This window comes from Candidatus Accumulibacter contiguus (genome assembly GCF_012940005.1).
Lineage (GTDB): Bacteria > Pseudomonadota > Gammaproteobacteria > Burkholderiales > Rhodocyclaceae > Accumulibacter > Accumulibacter contiguus.
This window is the reverse complement of sequence record NZ_SPMX01000066.1, coordinates 24,977-48,254: the sequence shown is the minus strand read 5'-3', so window position 1 is coordinate 48,254 and position 23,278 is coordinate 24,977. Positions and strand designations below refer to the sequence as shown.

The 23,278-nt window shown below is 61.5% G+C and carries 21 protein-coding genes and 3 pseudogenes; 4 read left to right on the top strand and 20 right to left on the bottom strand.

Translation table 11 applies throughout. The annotated features are described in order from the left end of the window. Positions 1–131: 131 nt before the first annotated feature. From E4Q08_RS19115 to E4Q08_RS19105, 3 genes are all read right to left on the bottom strand, one after another. Positions 132–452 carry a DUF2442 domain-containing protein gene (locus E4Q08_RS19115; protein ID WP_169071529.1) on the bottom strand — a complete coding sequence of 107 codons (321 nt, stop codon included), beginning with the start codon at positions 450–452 and terminating at the stop codon, positions 132–134. Then, complete coding sequence (locus E4Q08_RS19110) at positions 407–667, bottom strand: DUF4160 domain-containing protein (protein WP_169071528.1); 261 nt, start codon at positions 665–667, stop codon at positions 407–409. The genes E4Q08_RS19115 and E4Q08_RS19110 overlap by 46 nt, the downstream gene beginning before the upstream one ends. 307 nt (positions 668–974) lie before the next feature. Then, positions 975–1,871: a DMT family transporter gene (locus tag E4Q08_RS19105; RefSeq protein ID WP_169071527.1), complete on the bottom strand. Its 897-nt coding sequence runs from the start codon at positions 1,869–1,871 to the stop codon at positions 975–977. Positions 1,872–2,217: 346 nt separating this feature from the next. On the opposite strand from E4Q08_RS19105, the pseudogene purL reads away from it, so the two are divergent. After that, a pseudogene (gene purL, locus E4Q08_RS19100) lies at positions 2,218–6,239 on the top strand (phosphoribosylformylglycinamidine synthase). An 85-nt stretch (positions 6,240–6,324) separates the two neighbouring features. On the opposite strand, the gene draG reads toward purL, so the two are convergent. The 6 genes from draG to nifB form a co-directional block, all read right to left on the bottom strand. Continuing rightward, entirely contained in the window at positions 6,325–7,239 is a 915-nt protein-coding gene (gene draG, locus E4Q08_RS19095) for an ADP-ribosyl-[dinitrogen reductase] hydrolase (RefSeq protein WP_308240178.1), read from the bottom strand. Continuing rightward, positions 7,236–7,610, bottom strand: a complete 375-nt coding sequence (locus tag E4Q08_RS19090; protein WP_034916411.1) for a 2Fe-2S iron-sulfur cluster-binding protein — start codon at positions 7,608–7,610, stop codon at positions 7,236–7,238. The genes draG and E4Q08_RS19090 overlap by 4 nt, the downstream gene beginning before the upstream one ends. Before the next feature lie 38 nt (positions 7,611–7,648). Further along, the gene (locus tag E4Q08_RS19085; protein WP_034916413.1) at positions 7,649–7,936 is read right to left on the bottom strand and encodes a 2Fe-2S iron-sulfur cluster-binding protein; all 288 of its coding nucleotides are present in this window, start codon (positions 7,934–7,936) and stop codon (positions 7,649–7,651) included. 22 nt (positions 7,937–7,958) lie between these two features. Continuing rightward, complete coding sequence (locus E4Q08_RS19080; RefSeq protein WP_034916420.1) at positions 7,959–9,233, bottom strand: FprA family A-type flavoprotein; 1,275 nt, start codon at positions 9,231–9,233, stop codon at positions 7,959–7,961. A gap of 79 nt (positions 9,234–9,312) precedes the next feature. Next, a complete protein-coding gene (locus E4Q08_RS19075) occupies positions 9,313–9,591 on the bottom strand; it encodes a 4Fe-4S binding protein (RefSeq protein ID WP_034916415.1) in 279 nt (92 codons plus the stop codon). A gap of 10 nt (positions 9,592–9,601) precedes the next feature. Next, positions 9,602–11,122 (bottom strand): nitrogenase cofactor biosynthesis protein NifB, encoded by a 1,521-nt coding sequence (nifB, locus tag E4Q08_RS19070; RefSeq protein WP_169071525.1) that lies wholly within the window; start codon positions 11,120–11,122, stop codon positions 9,602–9,604. Between the two features lie 309 nt (positions 11,123–11,431). Here nifB and E4Q08_RS19065 point away from each other — a divergent pair, with 309 nt between their 5' ends. Next, on the top strand, positions 11,432–11,590 hold the full coding sequence (locus E4Q08_RS19065) for a hypothetical protein (protein ID WP_169071524.1): 159 nt from the start codon (positions 11,432–11,434) through the stop codon (positions 11,588–11,590). Positions 11,591–11,710: 120 nt separating this feature from the next. Here E4Q08_RS19065 and E4Q08_RS19060 read toward each other — a convergent pair whose 3' ends face one another. Together E4Q08_RS19060 and purB are read right to left on the bottom strand one after the other, a co-directional pair. Then, entirely contained in the window at positions 11,711–12,043 is a 333-nt protein-coding gene (locus E4Q08_RS19060; RefSeq protein WP_169071523.1) for a hypothetical protein, read from the bottom strand. Further along, complete coding sequence (gene purB / locus E4Q08_RS19055) at positions 12,043–13,410, bottom strand: adenylosuccinate lyase (RefSeq protein WP_169071522.1); 1,368 nt, start codon at positions 13,408–13,410, stop codon at positions 12,043–12,045. The genes E4Q08_RS19060 and purB overlap by 1 nt, the downstream gene beginning before the upstream one ends. 123 nt (positions 13,411–13,533) lie before the next feature. On the opposite strand from purB, the gene E4Q08_RS19050 reads away from it, so the two are divergent. Further along, positions 13,534–14,145 carry a glutathione S-transferase gene (locus E4Q08_RS19050; RefSeq protein WP_169071521.1) on the top strand — a complete coding sequence of 204 codons (612 nt, stop codon included), beginning with the start codon at positions 13,534–13,536 and terminating at the stop codon, positions 14,143–14,145. 3 nt (positions 14,146–14,148) lie between these two features. Here the strand turns inward: E4Q08_RS19050 and motB are convergent, their stop codons facing one another. Continuing rightward, on the bottom strand, positions 14,149–15,114 hold the full coding sequence (gene motB / locus E4Q08_RS19045; protein WP_169071520.1) for a flagellar motor protein MotB: 966 nt from the start codon (positions 15,112–15,114) through the stop codon (positions 14,149–14,151). Between the two features lie 32 nt (positions 15,115–15,146). Beyond that, positions 15,147–16,004, bottom strand: a complete 858-nt coding sequence (motA, locus tag E4Q08_RS19040) for a flagellar motor stator protein MotA (protein WP_034908604.1) — start codon at positions 16,002–16,004, stop codon at positions 15,147–15,149. Positions 16,005–16,265: 261 nt separating this feature from the next. Here motA and E4Q08_RS19035 point away from each other — a divergent pair, with 261 nt between their 5' ends. Then, the gene (locus E4Q08_RS19035) at positions 16,266–16,805 is read left to right on the top strand and encodes an NUDIX hydrolase (protein WP_034908602.1); all 540 of its coding nucleotides are present in this window, start codon (positions 16,266–16,268) and stop codon (positions 16,803–16,805) included. Here E4Q08_RS19035 and E4Q08_RS19030 read toward each other — a convergent pair. The 7 genes and pseudogenes from E4Q08_RS19030 to ccoN form a co-directional block, all read right to left on the bottom strand. Further along, on the bottom strand, positions 16,802–17,509 hold the full coding sequence (locus tag E4Q08_RS19030) for a TonB family protein (RefSeq protein ID WP_169071519.1): 708 nt from the start codon (positions 17,507–17,509) through the stop codon (positions 16,802–16,804). The genes E4Q08_RS19035 and E4Q08_RS19030 overlap by 4 nt on opposite strands. 270 nt (positions 17,510–17,779) lie before the next feature. Next, positions 17,780–18,274, bottom strand: a pseudogene (locus tag E4Q08_RS26245) (FixH family protein); the annotation flags it as partial. A 68-nt stretch (positions 18,275–18,342) separates the two neighbouring features. Continuing rightward, positions 18,343–19,763, bottom strand: a pseudogene (ccoG, locus tag E4Q08_RS26240) (cytochrome c oxidase accessory protein CcoG). Positions 19,764–19,975: 212 nt separating this feature from the next. After that, on the bottom strand, positions 19,976–20,878 hold the full coding sequence (gene ccoP / locus E4Q08_RS19015; RefSeq protein ID WP_169071518.1) for a cytochrome-c oxidase, cbb3-type subunit III: 903 nt from the start codon (positions 20,876–20,878) through the stop codon (positions 19,976–19,978). Continuing rightward, on the bottom strand, positions 20,875–21,069 hold the full coding sequence (locus tag E4Q08_RS19010; RefSeq protein WP_169071517.1) for a cbb3-type cytochrome oxidase subunit 3: 195 nt from the start codon (positions 21,067–21,069) through the stop codon (positions 20,875–20,877). The genes ccoP and E4Q08_RS19010 overlap by 4 nt, the downstream gene beginning before the upstream one ends. Before the next feature lie 4 nt (positions 21,070–21,073). Further along, entirely contained in the window at positions 21,074–21,688 is a 615-nt protein-coding gene (gene ccoO / locus E4Q08_RS19005; RefSeq protein WP_169071516.1) for a cytochrome-c oxidase, cbb3-type subunit II, read from the bottom strand. Positions 21,689–21,702: 14 nt separating this feature from the next. Next, complete coding sequence (gene ccoN / locus E4Q08_RS19000; protein ID WP_169071515.1) at positions 21,703–23,136, bottom strand: cytochrome-c oxidase, cbb3-type subunit I; 1,434 nt, start codon at positions 23,134–23,136, stop codon at positions 21,703–21,705. Positions 23,137–23,278: the final 142 nt, after the last annotated feature.

Here is a 23,278-nt window from a genome sequence, read left to right as displayed (position 1 = left end):
CCGCTTGCTGGCGAGGGGAGACCTTCGACAAGGATTCGTTGGTCCGGAACGAGAACTGCCAGCCTGAAGCCGGGTCAAGGGCTGGCGCCAGCCCGGCGCAGCGAATCCTTCACAAAGTCAAAAGGGCAAAGTCAAAATGGGACAGACCACGTTTTCTTGTCCGCCAATTCGGCATGAAGCCACCCGGGGTCGAGATCTGCGCCATTCGGCCAGGTCAGCGCACCGAGTTCCAGTCTGACCTGCGCGAAGAACTCCGGGGAGGCCAGGGGTGCATAAACTCCCGGATTGGTGCTGGTAAGGATAGTTGAGCAGTCGACGATGCCGTTGCTGCCATCGCGAAAGATCACAGCCAGTCTGTACTCGGGAAGGACAGAGACTGCCTGAATTCGCCAAGGTGCTGCCGGGATTACTCCAGCGGCTGAATTTTCTTTGGCTGCTGTTTGGCTTGGCATAAGTTCCAATCCTCCATGAGTTCTGCGCGATGTTCGATGGCCCACTCGATGGTGAGGTTAAACGCACGCTTGGGTAAATGGCCGACGATGACCTCCAGTGTTCGAATATCGATCTGCGCTTCGTGCTCTCCATACAGCGCATGGAAATGCGGTGGAGCGTGTTCGCGCCAAAACATCTGGATGACGATTCCGAAGAACTGGCTGATGGTTGGCATGGTGTTCTTAGGCGCTCGGCTATTGTTTGATGCCTGCAATGCAAAGCATCAGCGCTACTGTTCAAAGGTCGTCTGCCAGGCGGCGAGCGAGTCAAGCGCGGTGGCTGGCCAAACCGGAGAATCAAGGTTCTCACCGAGGGGCCGAGGCAGTGGCACGGCTGCAAGCCTGGCGCGCCAAGCATCCGGGCTATAGCCGCCGTCCGGGCAAAAGCCCGAGCCCTGCGCACCTCCCGCACCGTTACCAGAGGTCCTGCCCAGGCAAGGCCTTGAATTTGTCGGCGTATCCGGATGGGCTGCACGGCCCAGACTACAAGCTCACCAGCAACACGCCCGCGAGTACCAGCACCGCGCCGGCGATCTGCGCAGCCGAGATCGGCTCGGACAACAAGCACCAGCCGAAGAAAATCGTCAGCATCGGACCGAGGGTGCCGATCAGCACCGCCTGCGATGAGCCGATGCGGCGAATCGCCGCCGACTGCATGAACACCGGCAAGACCGTCGAGAACAACGCCATCGCTACACCATAGCCATAGATCGGCAGCGGCTGCAGCAGTGCCGAGAGGGGTTTGGTGGCGAGGAAATGGATTTGCGTCGCCAGTGTCGAAGCCAGCATCGCCAGCGCCGTGAAGCGCGCTGCGCCCAGTCGCTGGATGGCCGGGCCGCTGCCGGCGAGATAGCAGGCGTAACAGAGCGACGAGCCGAAAACGAAGGCCGCGCCGATCAGCACACTGTTCCTCTCGCCCAGCACCTGCAGGTCGTGCGCAAAAGCGAGACCGATGCCGGCATACGAGAGCAGCAGCGAACCGACCTCACGCCGCGACAGCGTCCTGCCCATGAACAGCACGCCGATCAGCACGGTCAGCGTCGGGTAGGTGAACAGGATCAGACGTTCGAGGCCCGCCGAGATGTATTGCAGGCCCAGAAAATCGAGCAAGCTCGCGCCATAGTAGCCGAGCAACCCGAGCGTCACCAGCGTCCCCCAATCCCGACCCGTCAACGGCAGCGCCGAACGACTGGCGACGAAGCCGACCCAGAGAAAAGCTGGCAGCGCAAACACCATGCGCAGCGACAGCAGCGTCACCGCATCGACCGGCGCCGCCGCGTACGCGAGCTTGACGAAGATCGCCTTGAACGAGAAACCCAGTGCCGCCAGCACCGCGAGGGCGATACCAAGACGTTCTGCGGACCATTTTTTCCAGGGCATCGGGACTCCGGAGTATTAAAGCGTCGCCGCCCAATCCTTGCGCGACCATTCAGGGAGCCACACCAGCGTCGCGCAGACCTCGGCCACCTGAGCTGCGCAGAACTCGCGATCGCAATGCACTCCATGCGTGCTTCAGGGCTGGGGCGGCGCGCAAGTTTTGACCCGATTCTAGCCCAGCAGCGCTGCACCCGGAATAGTCAATCATCGTCCACAACCGTTGCGAGTGTCTCGGGAGCGCTTGCCGGGCGACGGTGCAGGATACCGCTTCGGGCCAGAGCGCCCTGCGGGTCGGCTATAATCGCGCCGTTCCTTCCTTGAGCGCAGCTCGCCTGCCCTGCCGCCCACCATGGCCGATCTCCTGTTTCTCCGCGGTGCCCCCGCATTTTCTTCTTTCCGCCTGCAGGGCCTGCAGCAACGCGTGGCCACTGTCGCGCCAGGTCTGCGCATCGTGGCTGCCGAATATTGGCACTTTGTCAGCACCCGGCAGCCGCTGAGCGACGCTGAACGCCGGCAACTCGCGGCTCTGCTCGAAGAACGCCCGGCAGCCAAAGACACGCCAGGCGAGTTGCTGCTCGTCACACCGCGCATCGGGACGATCTCGCCCTGGTCGTCGAAAGCCAGCGACATCGCCGTCAATTGCGGACTGCACGCCATCGAGCGCATCGAACGCGGCATTGCCTACTGGCTCAAGGCCAGGCGACGCAAGCTGTCGGCCTCCGAGAAGGAAGCCCTCGCCGCCCTGCTCCACGATCGCATGCTGGAGACCGTTGTCGACGACTTTGCGCGCAGCGCCGACCTGTTCCGCCACTTTGCGCCGCAACCACTGACCCGCGTCGATCTGCTGGCCGGCGGTCGTGCCGCGCTGGTCGCAGCCAATGCGCGGCTGGGGCTGGCCCTGTCGGAGGACGAAATCGATTACCTCGTCGAGCTGTTCCTCAAGGCACAGCGCAACCCGACCGACGTCGAACTGATGATGTTCGCGCAGGCCAATTCCGAGCACTGCCGGCACAAGATTTTCAACGCCTCCTGGGTGATCGACGGGCAGCCGCGCAGCGAAACGCTGTTCGGGATGATCCGCGAGACACATCAGGCGCATCCGGATGGCACCATCGTCGCCTATTCGGACAACTCATCGGTCATCGCAGGCGCCAGCGTCCTGCGCTTCCACGCCGGCGCCAACGCCCGTTATGCCTATCACGAAGAGCCGACGCACATTCTCGCCAAGGTCGAGACGCACAATCATCCGACCGCGATCTCCCCGTTCCCCGGTGCCGCGACCGGCGCGGGTGGCGAGATCCGCGATGAAGGCGCCACCGGCCGCGGCTCGAAACCGAAAGCCGGCCTCTGCGGTTTCTCGGTCTCCAACCTCCACATCCCGGATTTCCCGCAGCCCTGGGAGCGCGCCAGCGCCGACTACGGTCGCCCGGCCCGCATCGCTTCGCCACTGGCGATCATGCTCGAAGGGCCGATCGGCGCCGCCGCCTTCAACAACGAGTTCGGCCGCCCGAACCTGGCCGGTTATTTCCGCAGCTACGAGCAACTCACCGGCAGCGGCGACGAACCGCTCGTGCGTGGTTACCACAAGCCGATCATGCTTGCCGGCGGCGTCGGCAACATCGCCGCCAGCCAGTCGTTCAAGGCCGGCACGCTGCCGCCCGGCACGCTGCTGCTCCAGATCGGTGGACCGGGCATGCTGATCGGCCTCGGTGGCGGCGCCGCCAGTTCGATGACCACCGGCAGCAACGACGCCGACCTCGATTTCGCTTCGGTGCAGCGCGGCAATCCCGAGATTCAGCGGCGCGTACAGGAAGTCATCGACCGCTGCTGGCAGATGGGTTCGCCCGACGGTGACGGCTCCACACCCGGCGACGGCAATCCGATCCTCTCGGTGCATGACGTCGGCGCCGGCGGCATCTCGAATGCCCTGCCCGAACTCGCGCATGGCGCCGGCAGCGGCGCGCGCTTCGAGCTGCGCGCTGTGCACATCGAGGAACCCGGCATGTCGCCAGCCGAGATCTGGTGCAACGAAGCCCAGGAGCGCTACGTGCTGGCGATTGCGCCCAGCCGCCTCACCGAGTTCTCGGCGCTCTGCGAACGCGAACGCTGTCCCTTCGCCGTCGTCGGCGTGACCACCCACGAAAAGCGCCTGCTCGTCGCCGACAGTCATTTCGGCAACCATCCGGTGGACATGGACATGGACGCGCTGCTCGGCAAACCGCCGCGGATGACGCGCACGGCGACGCACCTGCCACCACTGTGCGTGCCTTTCGATGCCACCGAGGTGGATCTCAAGGAAGCCGCGTATCGCGTGCTGCGCCTGCCTGCAGTCGCCGACAAGACCTTCCTGATCAGCATCGGCGACCGCAGCGTCGGTGGCCTGACGGCACGTGACCAGATGGTTGGCCCCTGGCAACTGCCTTGTGCCGACGTTGCGGTGACGTTGATGGCTTTTCACGGCTACCGCGGCGAAGCCTTCGCCATCGGCGAACGCGCGCCGCTGGCGCTCATCGACGCGCCCGCTTCGGGTCGCATGGCAGTCGGCGAAGCGCTGACCAACCTCGTCGCCGCCGACATCGCGACGCTCGGCGAGATCAAACTCTCCGCCAACTGGATGGCCGCCGCCGGTTTCCCCGGCGAGGATGCCCGCCTGTTCGATAGCGTGCGTGCGGTCTCCGATCTCTGCCAGCAAATCGGCGTCTCGATTCCGGTCGGCAAGGATTCGCTATCGATGCGGACTGCCTGGCAGGAAAGCGCCGGTGCCGACAAAGGCCGCCAGAAACAGGTGGTCTCGCCCCTGTCGCTGATCGTCACCGGCTTCGCGCCGGTGCACGATGCCCGCCGGACGCTGACCCCGCAACTGCGGCTCGACGCCGGTGAAACCGACCTGTTGCTGATCGACCTCGGCGCCGGCCGCAATCGCCTTGGTGCTTCGGCGCTGGCGCAGGTGTATCACGCCACCGGCAGCGAGCCCCCCGACCGTCGACGACCCCACCCGCCTGCCCGCTTTCTTCACCGCGATCCGCCAACTCGCTGCCGCCCATCTGCTGCTCGCCTACCACGACCGCGCCGATGGTGGTCTCTTCGCCACCGTCTGCGAAATGGCCTTCGCTGCCCATTGTGGCGTTTCGATCGACACCGACGGCCTGTGCTACGACCCGCTGATCAACGACGTCGACGGCAACGAAAAAACGGCCCAACCTGCTCGGTGGCCGTTCCTTCGAGAAGCTGATGCGCGCCCTGTTCTGCGAGGAACTCGGCGCTGTCGTGCAGATTCGCCGCAGCGAAAGGAGCCAGGTGATGGGTGTCCTGCGCGCCGCCGGCCTCGGAGCCTGCTCGCAATTCATCGGCGCCCCCAACCCCTGGGACCAGATCCGCATCATTCGCAACGCCAGGGCGGTGCTCAGCGAAGCACGCGTCGATCTGCAGCGCGCCTGGTCGGAAACCAGTTTCCGCATGCAGCGCTTGCGTGACCACCCGGAATGTGCGCAACAGGAATACGACCGGATTCTCGATACCGCTGACCCCGGCCTGTCGGTGACGCTGAGCTTCGATCCCGCCGACGATGTCGCGGCGCCGTTCATCCATAGCGGCGTTCGACCACAAATCGCGATTCTGCGCGAACAGGGCGTCAATGGCCAGGTCGAAATGGCCGCCGCATTCGACCGCGCCGGCTTCGCCGCCATCGACGTACATATGAGCGACATTCTCGCCGCTCGCGTCGCGCTGGCCGACTTCAAGGGCGTCGTCGCCTGCGGCGGTTTCTCCTATGGTGACGTACTCGGCGCCGGTCAGGGCTGGGCGAAGACGATCCTCTTCAACGACCGCGCACGGGACAGCTTCTCGGCCTTCTTCGCACGCCCGGACACCTTTGCCCTCGGCGTCTGCAATGGTTGCCAGATGCTGAGCGCCCTCAAGGACATCATCCCCGGTGCCGACGCCTGGCCGCGTTTCGCACGCAACCGCGTCGAGCAGTTCGAAGCGCGCTTTACGCTGGTCGAGGTGCCCGAGTCGCCGTCGATCTTCTTCGCCGGCATGGGCGGCAGTCGTCTGCCGATCGTCGTTTCACACGGCGAGGGGCTGGCCGTCTTTGCCTCGGCGGCACAGCAGGCGAGCGCGCTGGTCGCGATGCGCTACATCGACAACATTGCTCAGCCGACCGAAGTCTATCCGTACAACCCGAACGGTTCGCCGGCCGGTGTCACCGGCTTCACTTCCGCCGACGGCCGTTTCTCGATCATGATGCCGCACCCCGAGCGCGTCTTCCGCAGCGTCCAGATGTCCTGGCACCCGGCCGACTGGGAAGCGCGTGGCTGGGAGGATTCGCCTTGGTTGCGGATGTTCCGGAATGCAAGGCGGTGGGTAGGATGATTAGTTCCGTTTGCGTGTCCTTGCCCGCATTGCCGTCATCGCCTTGTTGGCCAGCACGCTGTCGGGCACCGGATGAACGGGGAATCTAATCCGGCACGGCCAGCGCCCGTGCCTGTGCCCGGCAACGCTCGTGGATATCGGGGTCGAGTGCCTGCAGCCAGCGCGCCGGCAGGGCTTCGCGGCCGTAGAGCGCGCCGGCCAGCATGCCGGCGATGGCGCCGGTGGTGTCGGCATCGCCACCGCGATTGACTACGTCGACCAGGCAATGCTCGAAGCCGTCGAGCTCGACCAGCGCCTGCAGCACGGCCTGCACCGTCTCGACGATCCAGCCGCTGGGGTTTTCGCGCCGAGGCCGCTCGTCGAAGGCGAATTCCGGATGCTGCTGCACCAGCGGCGAGATGCGCTGGCGGAAAACCTGACCCAGCGATGCGCCCGTGATGAAATCCTGCACCGTCAGCACGAGGAATTCGCAGGCGGCGTCGGACAGCGCATTGTGGTGGGTGACGCGGGCCTGGGCGCGGCAGGCGGCGCGAACCTGGGCCTCGGATCGGCCGAGGGTGACCAGCGCCACCGGCAGCACGCGCATCGCGGCGCCGTTGCCTGCGTCATGATCGGAATACTCCGCCACGGGATTACCGCTGTTGCGAAAGCGGATCAGGTTGCGGCGCACGGTGTTGCCGATGTCGATCGGCTTGCTACGCATCCAGGCGTCGAAGGCCTCGGCGCAGGCGAGCGGGACGACGTTGCCGCCTTTGGCCAGGATCGCCTCGCCAAGCGCCAGTGACATGCCGGTATCGTCGGTGATCTGGCCGGGTTTGAGCCTGAGCCAGCCGCCGCCGACGATCTCCCGATGCACGCCATAGTGATGGACGATTTCACGCGGCGTCATGAACTCGACCGTGGCGCCGAGCGCATCGCCGAGCGCGAGACCGAGGTAGGCGGCCTCGGCGTGTGCCAGAACCGTCCCGGGGGGCCGCGCGGACGCTGGCGCGGCAGTCACCGGCTCGGATACTCGACCAGAATGTCCTCGTCGCGCACGATGTACTGGCAAGCGAGACGCCATTCCGTCGGTGGCAGGTCATCGACGTACATCTGCTCGATCTGTGCCTGCCTGATCTTGCCCATGTCCTTGAGCACCGCAACCTCGCGTACGTTCAGAGGACCACCCATGTGCCCGTATTTGTTGTGGCTGCTCTTGTCGACGCTGCTGACCCTGACCAGGCAGGTGCCACACTCGCCATCGCCACAGGAAAAGTCGATCGGGACATGGTTCTCCTTGGCGAGCTTGAGAATCGTCTGGGTGTGGCTGCCGGCGACGGCGTAAATGGTCTTGTCCTTGTGCATCGGACTGGAAAAGGTGATATTGGGCATGCTGGACTCCTTGTAGATGGGAGGGTTGGTGAAAAAACTCAGGCAGGCTGGACGACAATGTTGCCGCCGAGGATCTGCGCCTGACACGCCAGACGGTGACGGCGTGGCGCGAGGTTGTCCTTGAGCACCTGGTCTTCGAGCACGGAAGGTGCGGCCAGGTGTTCATGACCGGAAACGATCCGCGTCAGGCAGGTGCAACATTCGCCTTCGCGACAACCGTAGGTGATGCCGGCACCGACTTTTTCCGATACCTCGATCAGGCGGGTGCCCGCGGGTACGGTAACGGTGACGCCGATATCCTGAAAAGTGACGCTGGCTTTGGGCATGGGGTTTCTCCGGTAAGTGAAATCAGACGAGGTTGGCCATATCGATGGTACGTGGCACGGCGCGACCCAGCAGGTGTAGCGCGACCTGGCGGCCGAGATCGTGGCAGGCGCTGAATTCGTCGGCGGTCGGCGTCAGGCGCGCCTTGACGCCGAGCACCGGCACGCGCAGCTTGAGGCGGCGCAGACGGTCCTCGATCATCGGCACCGCCTCGCCGCTCCAGCCATAGGAGCCAAAGGCGGCGCCGAGCTTGCCCTTGACATCGACCATGGTCAGCGAAGAGAGCAGGTCCCAGACCGGCTTGACGGCGTCGCCGTTGATCGTCGGGCTGCCGAAGACCAGCGCATCCGCTTCCTCGATCAGGTCAACGAAAGGCTGGGCGTGGCCGCCCTCGAGGTCGTAGAGTGAGACGCGCACTTCGCCGGCAGCGGTCGATGCCGATTCGGCGCCGGCCGCAACGGCCTCGGCCATGCGCCGCGTCGCACCGTAGGCGGAGATGTAGAAAACCAGCAGGGTCTTGGTACTCGCGCCGTGCAGGCCGGGCGCCGAGAGCGCGCGATAGCGCGCCACGTAGTCGCGCGGGTCGTTGCGCAGGATTGGGCCGTGTCCCGGTGCGATGACCTTGATCGGCAGCGGTTCGATCAGGTCGAGCGCATCGCGCACATGTGCGCGGAAAGGCCGCATGATGTGCGCGTAGTAGTACTCGAAGGAGAAACGGAAATCGCCGACCGCGTCATTGAACAAACGCGTGTCGCAGTAGTGGCAACCGAGGAAGTCGGCCGAAAACAGGATGCCTTCCGCCGCCAGCCAGGTGCACTGCGTGTCCGGCCAGTGCAGGTAGGGCGTGTTGAAAAATTCCAGCCGCCGGTCGCCGAGACCGGTACTGTCGCCGGTGCCGACCGAGACGATGCGGTCGGCAAATTCGCCCGGATCGAAAAGCCCCTTCAGCATCAGGCGCGCCTGCGGCGAGACATGCAGCTTGGCGCCGGGCGCTCGCCGCAGCAACTCCGGCAGGGCGCCGGAGTGATCGGGTTCGAGGTGGTTGAGGACGATGGTGGTGATTTCGTCGTATTCGGCAACCGACTCGAGACGACGGAAGAAGGTCTCCGAAAAACCGAGCTTGACCGTATCGATGACGGCGACGCCCTCGCTGCCGCGTACGGCATAGGCATTGTAGCTGGTGCCGTTGGCAGTGCGCAGGATGATGTCGAAGCTGCGCAGATCGGGGTCGAAAGCGCCGATCCAGTGCACGCCGGGGGCAACAGCCAGCGCGCTTTCAGGGTTTGCAGAGGCTCGCATGCGCTCTTTCATCGGCGAAGCGGCAGGGATATGCACCGCCGCCAGCCGATTGCACATAGAAAATGACCTCGGCCATGGCTCAGCGCGCCGCGATCTCGGCCTGCGCCGCGGCCCAGCGTTCGGGCGGAATGCCGGTCAGCGATCCGGGCGGGTTCAGCGCTTCGCCCAGTTCATCGATGATCGCTCCCTCGATCGGGCAAATGCTGGCGCACTGCGCTTCGGCAAAGTCGCCGACGCACTCGCTGCATTTGTCGGCGTCGATCAGAAAGTGAGGGGTGGCCGCATGGATGGCCTGGTTTGGACACAGCGGCTCGCAGGCCCAGCAATTGACGCAGCTTTCGATGATTTCGAGAGCCATGATCTCCTCCTCAGGCGCGCTTCGCGGCAGTCGACCCGGCGGTCAGCCTGCCGGCCACGAGCATCTCGTGCCACACGGCGATCACCGCCTCCTCGATCGGCTGCATGGCGTGCTCGCCGTTCGGCTGAATTCCGGCTGCTTCCAGTTCACCCCAGGGTTCATAACCGATGCGCGAGCAGAGCACGACTTCGCAGTCCTCGAGCGCCTGGATGGTTCTCGCGAGCACCAAATCGGCATCGCCGCAGTTCTCATCACCTGCACAGTAGGACTCGGCCTTGCGATGCCCGACCAGGCGAGCCCCGCTTGCCGACGCTTCATAGACCAGGAACTCCTTCGCGTGACCGAAGTGCACGGCGACCAGTCCGTTTTTTGCCGCGACCGCCATCAGTACGGGCCGACCTGCGGCTGGAGCGGGTTTCGCGGCGTGGGGCTGGAAGTGAATCACCTGCGGGGTCACTTGCGGCGCGGCCGGCGCGTGTGCCTGGGCACGCTTTTCGGCCAGATCCGCCGCGATCTGCGCGCGCAACTCGGCGCGCACGACCATCGCTGCTTCGTAATCGATGTCCATGGCCTCGATCTTGTCGAGCGTGAACTCGGCGCCGCGATCCTCACCGAGCAGTCCGACCGCATCGGCGCGGCACTGGCGGCAGTGGCGCATCATGTTCATGTCGCCTTCGCAGGCATCCTGCAGCGCCTTGAGTTCGGCCGGCTTCGGGCTACGCTGTCCCATCACGCCATAGAAGGTGCCATGCTCGGCCTCGGCAATCAGCGGCATGACGTTATGCAGGAAAGCGCCTTTCGCCTTGACGATCTTCGACACTTCCGGCAGGTGATGATCATTGACGCCGGGGATCAGCACCGAGTTCACCTTGGCCAGAATGCCCCGCGCGGTGAGCATCTCGAGTCCCTGCTGCTGTTGCTTGATGAGGATCGCGGCGGCCTCGCGGCCGAAAACGCGCCGGTTCTTCCAGAATATCCACGGATAGATGCGGGCGCCGACCTCCGGGTCCACGCAGTTGATGGTGATCGTGACGTGGTCGATGTCATACCTCGCCAGTTCCTCGACGTACTCGGGCAACACCAGGCCGTTGGTGGACACGCAGAGCTTGATGTCCGGCGCTTGCAGCGCCAACTGGCGAAAAGTCTCGAAGGTCCGCTGCGGATTGGCCAGCGGATCGCCCGGGCCGGCGATGCCGAGCACGCTCATCTGCGGAATCGTCGCCGCCACGGCCAGCGTCTTGCGCACCGCCTGGTCGGGCATCAGCAGTTCGGAAACCACGCCGGGGCGCGACTCGTTGGCGCAGTCGTACTTGCGATTGCAGTAGTGACACTGGATGTTGCAGGCCGGCGCCACCGCGACGTGCATGCGCGCGAAATAGTGATGCGCTTCTTCCGAATAGCAGGGATGATCCTGCACCCTGGCGCGGATGTCGTCCGACAGGCCATCCATCTGGCTGGCCGTCGAGCCGCAACTGCCGGCGCTGCAGCCAGCGGCTACGGGCGGCGAGGATTCAATGACAGGCAGATCCATGGCGAGCTTCCCTTACGTTCCGTCGAAGTTGGCGACAGCAAAGATCCAGCAATCGGCATGCCATGTTTGTCGAAACCATTAACAGGCTGAAAAATAAGGGGTTCTATCTTCCTGCCGGAATGTCGCAAACGCGACAATGGCGGATTGGCGACCAGCCGCAGCGGGCTGGTTTCCGGCCGACGCGAGGAGGGATCAGGAAGACGGCCAAATGATCGGCAACGACGACCTCTGCATAGACCCTCTCAGCGGCCCGCTTACGGAATCATGCGCGGCGGAACCGGTGGAAAGCCTGAAGCCATGGAGATTCGCATGTCCCATTACGCCTACATAACGCGCTGCCGTCTTCTGCTCGTCACCGCCGCTGCCAGCGGACTCTCGCTCGCGGAGGACAACCTCGCGGCCGGTCGTGGCCGCTTGCCAGACGCACGGCAACGGACCAGAATGGCCAATTACTTGGCGACGCTTTGAGCCGGAAGGAAGCTCCGCTCCTGCCAGCCCTTGCGTATCCCGTTCGCGCCAACAGTTGCCGAGAAGGGTGGCGGCTAGCCAGGCTAGCTTTTTCAGATTGTCGGCGAATGGCGGCGTCGCTTACGCTTTGCGATTGTGTATCGCGCCAAGCAGCATGCCGATCGCCGCGCAGGCCAGGGTGATCGCCAGAACCGGCTCGCCGCTAGCCTGTTCGGGACCGACGATCGAAGACCAGACGGCGGCTGCCAGGCCACCCGCCAGCAAGCCGAAAACGCCGCCAATGAAAGCGCCACGCTTGATCGCTCCACGCCGACCGTCTTCGCCGCAGCAATGCGGGCAGTACGGCGAGCCGGCAGGCAGCAGTTGTTCGCAACTGCGGCAGAGAATCATCGCCGCGCCAACCTCTGCTGGCGGCTGCTCGGGCGCGTTGACGGGGCTTTCCTCGGGCCGCATCAGATCCTCCGCGCCAGTTTGGCGGCCATACCCGTGTAGCCCCATGGCGTCAGTTCGAGCAGAGCGGCCTTCGCCGCTTCCGGAATCGCGAGTGACTCGACAAAGCGCTGCATGTCCTCGCGCGAAACCCGCTTGCCACGAGTCAGTTCCTTGAGCTTCTCGTAGGGATTGACAACGCCATGACGACGCATCACCGTCTGCACCGGTTCGGCCAGCAGTTCCCAGTTGGCATCGAGGTCGGCATGCAGGCAAGCCGGATCGGCCTCGAGCTTGTTCAAGCCACGCAACAGCGAGTCGTAGGCGAGCAGCGTATGGCCTAGAGCAACGCCCATATTGCGCAGCACCGTCGAATCGGTCAGATCGCGCTGCCAGCGCGAGACCGGCAATTTCTCGGCAAGGTGGCGCAAGACGGCATTGGCCAGACCGAGGTTGCCTTCGGAATTCTCGAAGTCGATCGGATTGACCTTGTGCGGCATCGTCGAAGAACCGATCTCGCCGGCCTTGAGCTTCTGCTTGAAGAAGCCCAGCGAGATGTAGCCCCAGACATCCCGGTTCAGGTCGATGAGGATCAGGTTGGCGCGCGCAAAAGCATCGAACAACTCCGCCAGCGTGTCGTGTGGCTCGATCTGAATCGTGTAGGGATTGAATTCCAGGCCCAGCGATTCGACGAAGGTTCTGGCAAAGTTCTCCCAGTCAAAGTCCGGGTAAGCCGCAAGATGGGCGTTATAGTTGCCGACCGCGCCATTGATCTTGCCGAGCAACTGCACCCCGGCGATGGCCGACCGGGAACGACCAAGGCGATAGGCAGCATTTGCCATTTCCTTGCCGAGCGTCGTCGGCGTTGCCGGCTGGCCATGCGTACGCGACATCATCGGCAAATCGGCCAACTCGTGTGCGAGTTCCCTGAGCCGGGCGATCGCCCGGTCAAGCGTCGGCAGCATCGTTTCGTCACGCGCCGCTTGCAGCATCAGGGCGTGCGCAAGATTGTTGATATCCTCGGAGGTACACGCGAAGTGAATGAACTCGGCGACGCGCATGACTTCGGTGTTGTTCGCCAGACGTTTCCGGATCCAGTACTCCAGCGCCTTCACGTCATGATTGGTTACTGCCTCGATCTCTTTCACCTCGGCAGCCTGCTGCGGACCGAAATCGGCCAGCAATGCAGCCAGCTCAGCGAGCGTTCTCTGCGAGAAAGCAGGAATCTCGGCAAAATGCGGCTCGGCGGCAAGCGCCTTGAGCCATTCCAGTTCGACCTGCAAGCGGCGCCGGATCAGCCCGTATTCGGAAAACTGCGGGCGCAGCGCATCGAGCCTGCCAGCGTAGCGACCGTCCAGCGGGGAAAGGGAAGTCAGGGAAAATAGGGACATGCAGTTTATCCTCAAGGCGTGCGCCGGGTAGCCCGCTATTCTACCTGTCTGTGAGATATGCCAGTAAACGGGATACAAGCACGATGCTATAATTCTGTGCAAACACTTATCATCAGGAAGCCAATGAAGCTTATCGGATCACTGACCAGTCCTTACGTCCGCAAAGCGCGCGTCGTGCTGGCCGAGAAGAAGATCGACTACGACTTCGAACTCGACTCTCCGTGGACACCGAACAACCAGGTGAACAACGTCAATCCGCTCGGCAAGATTCCGGTACTCGTCCTCGACGACAACACGGTCCTGTTCGATTCACGGGTGATTGTCGAGTACCTGGACAATGTTGCCCCGAACAACAAGTTGATGCCTGGGCAAAATCGCGAACGTACCGAAGTCAAGCGCTGGGAGGCCCTGGCTGACGGTGTGTGCGATGCGGCCGCACTGGTTTTTCTTGAGAAGAAGCGGCCTGGCGAGCAGCAGAGCGGCGACTGGATTGCACGCCAGGAAGACAAGATCGTCCGCAGCCTGGCATTCATGTCGGGCGAACTTGCCGACAACACCTGGTGCATGGGAACCCATTTCTCGCTCGCCGACGTGGCTATCGGCTGCGCGCTCGGCTACCTGGTATTTCGCTTTCCCGAAATCGACTGGCAGGAAAAGCACCCCAATCTCGCTCGCCTGTACGACAAATTGATGCGGCGGCGTGCTTTCCTGGACACCATCCCGCAAATCGGCTGATTCTCAACCGGGCTTGCTGCCCGGCGTGCTCCGTGGCGCAATCTGCCTGGTGTCCATTCCCTGCGCGCCAACTTCGACCTCATCACCCTTGCTGTCTTCCTGCAACAGCGACTCTTCCGATCTTTTGTTCAGAACGACGATGCTGATCCGGCGATTGATCGAACTGAGCGGATCGTTCTTGTCGAACAACACCGTGGACGCGAGTCCAACCACGCGCAGCACCTTGTGTTCATCCATGCCGCCGACAATCATCTCGCGCCGGGAAGCGTTCGCACGATTGGCCGAAAGCTCCCAGTTCGAGAAACCCTTGTCGCCACCGCCGAACTGCGCTGCATCGGTGTGCCCTGACAGACTCAGCTTGTTCGGTACGGCATTCAGCGCCTTGCCGATCTCGCGCAGAATCACCCGCGTATAGGGTTTCAGCTCGGCACTACTGGTATCGAACATCGGGCGATTCTGCTCATCGACGATCTGAATTCGCAAACCTTCACTGGTAATGTCGATCAGGAGCTGACTCTTGAACTGTTGGAGGGCCGGATTGCTCTCGATCAGTTTCTCGATGTTCTGCTTGAGATCACCGAGCATTGCCTTCTCGCGCTCTTCAAACTCCTTGCGCGCCAGTTCGGCATTGGTCTCCTTGAGGTTTATGGCCTTGCTCTTGGCTTCCGTGTCGCCACCCTTGACCTGCCCGGCGGTGCGCGACAAATCCTTGCCACCACCCTTCAGCACACTCGAACTGTCACCCGTCCCCGAACCGCCTGTCGAAGCGATCTTCAGCGGGTTCTGAAAATAATCGGCAATCCCTTTCAGATCACCGCTGGCAGTCGACCCCAGCAGCCACATCAACAGGAAAAAGGCCATCATCGCTGTCACGAAATCGGCATAGGCGATTTTCCACGCACCGCCGTGGTGACCCGCCGCGAACTTCTTGATACGCTTGATGACTATCGGTCGTACATCGTCGCTCATTCAGCTCCTCCGATCCGCTGCAACGGCATGGTTTACTTGCCCTTGCGGTTCTTGAGCTCTTCCTCGAGTTCGCTGAAAGTCGGGCGAACCCCGGCAACCAGCGTCTTGCGCCCGAACTCGACGGCCACTTGCGGCGCATAACCGGACATCGAAGCCAGCAGGACGACCTTGATCACCTGATAAATCTTCGCACCGTCCTGTGCCTTTTGCTCAAGCAGGTTGGCCACTGGCGAAACGAAGCCATAGGCAATGAGAATGCCGAGGAAGGTGCCAACCAGCGCTCCGCCGATCATCTTGCCGAGCACTGCCGGTGGCTCACCCACCGAACCCATGACGTTGACCACGCCCATCACCGCCACGACGATACCAAAAGCCGGCACGGCGTCAGCAACTTTGGATACCACATGCCCCGGTGTCTCGGCCTCGTGATGGTGTGTCTCGATTTCGATATCCATCAGATTTTCGATCTCGATGGCATTGAGGTTGCCGCCCACCATCATCCGCAAGTAATCGGTGATGAATTCCATCACGTGATGGTCACTGGCAAGCGCGGGATACTTGCCGAATATCGGACTGTTCTGCGGGTTTTCGACATCGCTTTCGATCGACATCAGGCCTTCCTTGCGCACCTTGGCAAGCACCTCGAAGAGCATTGCCAGCAGGTCGACGTAGAGCACCTTGGTAAACTTCGAACCCTTGAAGATCCCCGGCAAGGCGCCCACCGTCGTCTTGATGGTCTTGATGTCGTTGGATGCGACAAAGCCACCGATCGTCAAACCAACGATCGCTACATATTCAAGCGGTACCCACAGGGCAGCCAGGCTGCCGTGAACCGAATAGGTTCCCAGTGCTGCCGCCAGAATGATCACATACCCAACAATCAGAAACATCCGCCACCCCTTGTCATTGCGCGTTCCGCAAACGTCGCTGCTCCAAGCTCATCATTGTCCCGCATTCTAGCCAGATTGCGAACCACAGACGGTAGCCAATTTCCAGCTCACCGCCTCCGCAGTACAACTTGCGTCCCGCGCGCAACAATTCCACGCAAGTGTCGCCGCCCACTCTCGGGCGGTGCCGCCGGCGGAGACTTCCTTCTCGACACGAATCATATAAACTTGCCGAATGATCAAACAACGGCCGAGGGGATTCCAATGAAATTCTGCAGCGAGTGCGGCCAAACGGTCAGCCTGCTGATTCCTGAGGGCGATAACCTGCCGCGTCACGTTTGCCAGCACTGCGGGACGATTCATTACCTCAACCCCAAGCTTGTCGTCGGCTGCATTGCCGAATGGCAGGATCAAATCCTGCTCTGCAGGCGCTCGATTGCTCCTCGCCATGGCTTATGGACCCTGCCTGCCGGGTTCATGGAAAACGGTGAGACAACGACCCAGGCGGCAATCCGTGAAACGCTCGAGGAAGCCTGTGCTCGGGTCGACATCAGGCAACTCTTTTCGCTGGTCAATGTGCCGCATATCAACCAGGTGCACCTGTTCTACCGTGCCCGACTGCTCGATACCCGCTTCTCCGCCGGCCTGGAAACCCTCGAAACAGCGCTGTTCTCGGAAGATGCCGTACCCTGGCCGGATCTCGCCTTCCAGAGCGTCACACTATGCCTGAAAGCCTATTTCTCCGATCGCAGGACTGGTCGCTTTGTGTTCCACGAAGAAGCACTGCAGCCTCGGCAGGGTTAATGCTCATCCGACAGGGTGAATTCAATCGGCAACAAAACACGGAAATCCCTGCCTCTCAGACTGTCCGGCAAAGTCGTTGCCGCTGCGGCCTGTTCAATCATCGACAGTGCCTGCTCATCCAGTAGAGCACGTCCACTGGATCGAATCAGAGAAAGTTGGGGGCTCGGCTGCCAGGCACTGACGTTCACCGCGACCTCGACGCGCCCTTCCCAGCCACGCTCCCGCGCTACCAGCGGATATCGCTTGAAGCGACGTGCGGCGATCGCCAGAGCGACACGATACTGGCGCAAATCGTCGGCGCTGGCCCCTTCACGCAGCACGGTCGACGCACCGCTGGGCACGGGTACGGGTACTGGTGCCACCTCCGACTCTGACGGCGACAAGCGCTCAGTATTGGCATTCGCCGGGGACGCCAGCGCTGCCGTCCCGACATCGCGGACAGCCAACTCCGAACGGACACGCCGCCCGGAAATCGGCATTGGCGCAGTTTTCAGGCGCGCCGGCGCATGCGTGCTTGCAGGCACCGGTACGGCAGCACCGGCCGGCAGCACCCGATTCGGAACCTTGATCACCGCCAGCAGTGGCTTCGTAGACACCACAAGGCGTAGCGGCAATACCTGGACCATCATGGTCAGCAAGCCCGCGTGCACTAGCGTTGACACCGCCAGGGCAAGCCATAGGCGAGAGTGGGCGGACGCGAGCATCGACATGCTCTGGCCCCCCCACTTCAATATGAAAGTCGCGTCAGCGACTCATGAACCACCCCTCCCCACTCGCGGGGGAGGGGGTTGGGGGAGAGGGGAAACGGTCATGGACTTTCATGATCGGGGATGCCTGCAACAGCCATGACCGTTAATGTGAAAGTCGCGTCAGCGACTCACGAATCTCCCCTCCACACTTGTGGGGGAGGGGTCGGGGGAGAGGGAAACGGTCATGACTTTCATGATCGGGGGTGCCTGAAGAAGTCATGACCGTTAGTCAGAATTCCCCTTCGACGCAGCTGTTGCGATGGCAGACGCCGGCAGACGCAGCACCGACTGTTTCCCGGTCACCCAATCGCCCACCAGCCGCCACGCCTGCCCTTCGTCTTCGAGCGTAATGTGCCAACGGCCAGAAAACGGCTTCACTGCTCCGGCATAGACAGTACCCCCCTCGGAGTGCAGGAGCACCTGCTGATCGAAACCCTGGCGCGTCGGGTGGGTAATACGCATACTCAGTGTTTCCGGCAGGAGGACCCCCTCCTTGCTGTGCAGCAGGGCACGAATCCGATCCCCGTCAGCGCCAATGAGCAACTCGGCTTCGATTCCCAGCTCGACCGCCCTTTGATCGCGCGCCGTGCGCTGATTGACCGTCAGGCCCTGCTTGTAGTAGTCGTCTTCCACCAGACCATCACTGCTGACGACTGCCAGATAGGCGGTGAATATGCCTGCGACGATGACGCTCGCCGGGCCCAGCATCAGCAGCCACGGCCACGGCTCACGATACCATACCGCAGAGCTGACATTCAGTTTGGGGTTCATGGCCTCGGGTTTTGCGTTCATGGCAGGAAGAAGCTCGTCATCTCGCGCACTGCGATTTTTTTCGTGATTGTCGGCTCGGACTTCGAAGAAGATCTGGTTTGCCCCTTTCTTGCCCGCCCCCGGCTCAACCCGCGCAGACAGCGCAACCGTCTTCGATGAAGCCGGCGGGAGTTCCACGCTGCGTTCGCCGACAATATCGATACCGTCAATACCGCTGACGCTGATCGAATAGCGATGCGGAGTTTCATCGGTATTCGAGATGTGCAGCCTGAACACGTTCTCGATGCGCCCATCATCGGCCTCGCGTGACAGCGTCGAGCGATCACGCAGGACATCAAGCTTCAATGGCACCCGGTGGGCTAGACTCCATGCTGCTGCCAGAATGATCGCCAGCAGGATGCTCGTGTACAGCAGTGTTCGTGGCCTCAGCAGGTGGCCAAACATCTCGCTTGCCGTATAGTGCTTCGTCAAGGCATTCTCGGTCGAGTAGCGGATCAGGCCACGCGGTGAACCCACCTTGTCCATCACCTGGTCGCAGGCATCGATACAGGCGGCACAGGCAATGCATTCGAGTTGCAGGCCGTTGCGGATATCGATGCCGGTCGGACAAACCTGAACACAGATGCTGCAATCCACGCAGTCGCCGAGCGGCTTCGCTGTGGACGCTGCGGCGCCTTTCCGACGCCCCCCCCCGTGGCTCGCCTCGTTCGGGATCATAGCTGATGATCAGGGTATCCGGGTCGAACATCACCCCCTGGAAACGCGCATACGGGCACATGTACTTGCAGACCTGCTCGCGCAGGAAACCTGCCATCAGGTAGAGGAAGGCCGTGTAGAAAAATATCCAGAAAGCCTCCCAGGGCCCCAGTTCGAAAGAGGCGATTTCGCCGAGCAGTTCCTTGATCGGCGTGAAATAGCCGACGAAGGTGACTCCTGTCCACAGGGCCACAAGCAGCCATAGCGAATGTTTGATGAACTTGAGGCGAAACTTGCGCGCAGACATCGGTTGTGCGTCGAGCTTCATTCGCGCCGGGCGTTCGCCCTCGATCTTGCGTTCGATCCACATCAGTATTTCGGTGTAGACCGTCTGCGGGCAGGCGTAACCGCAGAATAGACGACCGCCCACGGCAGTCACCAGGAACAGCCCGTAAGCGGAAATCACCAACAGTACGGCCAGGTAGATCACATCCTGCGGCCAGAACACCATGCCAAAGATGTAGAACTTGCGTTCGGTGATGTGGAAGAGCACCGCTTGCCGGCCACCCCATTCGATCCAGCACAGACCATAAAACAAGGCCTGGGTGATGCAAACCATCGCCCAACGCCAGCTGTTGAAGATCCCCGTGGTGCTGCGGGCGTAAACGGTGCGGTGTTTCTCGTACAAACCATCAACGTTGATGGGAATTGCCTTGGCCTTGCTGCTGGCCGCCTGGTCCATGATCTCAGCTCCGATCCATTTCAGAATTACACCAAACGCTAATATTACCTTTTTGGCGGGAGCGTGGCATTGATATGAATCAGCCAGGGCATGAACTTTCCAACTGGCGAGACGAGAACAACGATGGGCACGCGTGCGTCAATCGCCACCCTGGCACGCCGGTCGTGAACAAAAACGGAGCGGCCAAAAGCCGCTCCGCCGATCCCGCTTGGCTACTTGCTGCCCGCACCCAGGCTCAACACGTAGGCGGCAAGAACGTGCACCTTTTCTTCGCCGAGGAACTCCTTCCATGCCGGCATCTGGTTGGTGCGGCCCTTGGTAATGGTCTCGATGATTGTCGCTTCGGAACTGCCATAGAGCCAGATCTTGTCAGTGAGGTTCGGAGCACCCATGGCATGTACCCCCTTTGCGTCCGGACCGTGACAGCCCGAACAGCCAACGCTGTTGAAAGCTTCCTGTCCCTTGGATACGCGTAGCGAATCAGCCGGCATACCGGATAGAGAACGCACATAATTGGCAAGATCCTTGATCGTTTCGGCTCCGAGTTGGGCGTGTGGCGGCATCATCCCCATCCGGCCGGCGCTGATCGTCTCGACGATCACCGCCGGCTCACCACCCCACTGCCAATCATTGTCGGCAAGATTCGGGAAGCCCTTCGAGCCACGCCCGTCAGCGCCATGGCACTGCATGCAGTACGTGAGGTACAAGCGCTTGCCGGTCTCGTTGCCTTCCTTGTCGGCCGCCAGCGCCTGCAAGTCCATTTTCATGTACTTATCGTAGAGCGGTCGGCTCTGCTCTTCGGCCTTGGTCAATTCCTTCGCGAGCTGTCCACTCGACGACCAGCCAAGCATGCCCTGGTAGCTGCCCAGGGTCGGATAGAGCGCGCAGTAGACCAGCGAAAAGATGACAGTAATGTAGAACAGCCACATCCACCACTTCGGCAGCGGGTTGTTATATTCCTCAAGGGTCTCGTCCCAGACATGGCCGGTGGTATCGAGCTTGCCGCCAGTGGGCGGCACACTTTGCATCCACAGCAGCACGCCGCAGGCAATGATGCTGACCAGCACGAGAAGAATGACGTACCAGTTCCAAAACTGATTCACAAAATCGTTCATGATGCTTTCCTTTGTCCATTGCGATCCAGGCCCAATTCGGCCAGATCCGCCTCTTCATCGGTGAACGGCAGCATTGCCGCTTCTTCAAAGCGCTTCTTGTTGCCCTTCACGCCGTATGCCCACCAGACGATCCCGAGGAAGGTCAGCAGGGAAACGACGGTCACGATGGCTCGCAGATCGTTGATGTCCATGCGCTTACTTGACGTTCTTCATTTCGAGGCCCATCCCCTGCAGATAGGCGATGAGTGCGTCCAGTTCGCTCTTGCCTTCAAGCTGTTTTCTGGCTCCGGCAATCTCGTCATCGGTATAGGGAACACCAACCTTGCGCAGGGCGTGCATCTTGCTTTCAATGCTGTTCGCATCAGCAGGCGCTTTTTCGAGAAAAGCGAAAGCAGGCATGTTGGACTCGGGAACCAGGTCACGCGGATTGATCAGGTGTGCACGGTGCCATTCGTCCGAATAGCGACCTCCGACCCGATGCAGGTCCGGGCCGGTACGCTTCGAACCCCACTGGAACGGATGATCGTACACGAACTCACCGGCCACCGAATAATGCCCATAACGCTCGGTTTCCGCACGGAACGGACGAATCATTTGCGAATGACAAAGGAAACATCCTTCGCGAATATAGACATCACGACCCGTCAGGCGCACCGGATCGTAGGGCTTGAGTCCGGTCACCGGCTCGGTGGTGGACTTCTGGAAGTAAAGTGGCACGATTTCGACCAGGCCACCGATGCTGACCACCAGCAGAGTGAGCACCACCATCAACGTGACATTGCGTTCAATTGCATCATGCGTGAGTTTCATTTGATTCTCTCCTGTCAGGCGTGGTGAGCGGCAGGCACCAGAACGACGCGTGCATCATCGACCGAGCGGCCGCCGGCGATCGTCTTGAACATGTTGTACGCCATGATCAGCATGCCGAACAGGAAGAGAATCCCACCGAGGAATCGAATCGCCCAGAACGGATACGAGGCCTTGACCGATTCAACGAAGCTGTAGGTCAGCGTACCGTCGATATTGACCGCCCGCCACATCAGTCCCTGCATCACACCGGCAATCCACATCGAGGCGATATAGAGAACGACGCCGATGGTTGCCACCCAGAAGTGCACGGTGATCAGCTTGATGCTGAACATTTCGGACTTGCCATATAGACGCGGCAACAAATAGTAGATCGAACCGATCGAGATCATCGCCACCCAGCCCAGCGCACCCGAGTGCACGTGACCAATCGTCCAGTCGGTGTAGTGCGACAGCGCATTGACCGTCTTGATGGCCATCATCGGACCCTCAAAGGTCGACATGCCGTAGAACGACAGCGAGGTGATCAGAAACTTGAGGATCGGATCGTCACGCAGTTTGTGCCAGGCACCCGAGAGGGTCATCACGCCATTGATCATGCCCCCCCACGAAGGGGCCAGCAGAATCAGCGAGAACAACATGCCCACCGACTGGGTCCAGTCCGGCAGCGCCGTATAATGCAGGTGGTGCGGGCCGGCCCACATGTAGGTAAAGATCAGCGCCCAGAAGTGCACCACCGACAGGCGATACGAATAGACCGGACGACCGGCCTGCTTGGGAACGAAGTAGTACATCATTCCCAGGAAACCTGCCGTAAGGAAGAAGCCGACCGCGTTGTGGCCGTACCACCACTGCACCATCGCATCCTGCACGCCGGCGTAGGCCGAATAGGACTTGGTCAGCGAGACCGGGATGGCGGCGCTGTTGACGATGTGCAGCAGCGCAACGGCGAGAATAAAGCCACCGTAGAACCAGTTGGCCACATAGATATGGGTGGCCTTGCGCTTGACGATGGTGCCGAAGAAAACAATCGCGTAGGCGACCCAGACCACAGCGATCAGGATGTCGATCGGCCACTCCAGTTCGGCGTATTCCTTGCCCGAGGTGAAACCCAAGGGCAGGGTGACCGCGGCAAGGACGATGACCAGTTGCCAGCCCCAGAAGGTGAAGGCCGCCAGACCATCCGAGAAGATCCTCGTATGGCAGGTGCGTTGGACAACGTAGTAGGAGGTAGCGAACAAGGCGCTGCCACCAAAGGCGAAAATGACCGCATTGGTATGCAATGGACGCAGGCGACCGAAATGCAGATATGGCCCAAAGTTGAGTTCGGGCCAGACCAGTTGGGCGGCAATGATCACCCCCACCAGCATTCCGACAATTCCCCAGATGACGGTCATCACGGCAAACTGCCGCACCACCTTGTAGTTGTATGTTGACTGAGTTTCCGACATGGACTCACCTCGTTTATGACTAGAAACCGGTTTTCACCGCCCTGAATGCCCTTATCCATAGCATTGCTATGTAGATGCTATTCTAACCTCTCGGGCACCAATTTGACACAGATCAAGCGCCACAGCCTTCACCAGCGAATTC